Annotated in this window: 1 pseudogene; it reads left to right on the top strand. The window is 28.4% G+C overall.

Features of this window, described 5'->3' with window-relative positions:
- Nucleotides 1-264, top strand: a pseudogene (locus AJN70_RS09940) (hypothetical protein); the annotation flags it as partial.

The raw sequence follows: 264 nt of genomic DNA, 5'->3' as shown, positions 1-264 counted from the left end.
CTTACCATGTGGTTTGATTCTGATAATAATAAATACGAAGCTGTTTATATTGGAGAAAGGGGCAGTGTTGAACTTGAGTATTCTTTTGATAGTGAAAAAGAAGCAATTGATAAAATGTTAAAAATGAATTATAAGCAAAAAAAATACAATGGAAAAGACATTAAAGAATATCTAACAAAAGAAGTAGCATTAAGAATCATTAAAGAAGAAAAGTTAGAAGTGATTTGGTATGATGAAGCACTTAAACCTTTATGTGCAGGTATC

The organism is Campylobacter sp. BCW_4341, from assembly GCF_001764255.1.
Taxonomy (GTDB): domain Bacteria; phylum Campylobacterota; class Campylobacteria; order Campylobacterales; family Campylobacteraceae; genus Campylobacter_D; species Campylobacter_D jejuni.
Note: the sequence above shows the minus strand (reverse complement) of the source record. Positions and strands in the feature narration are given on the sequence as shown.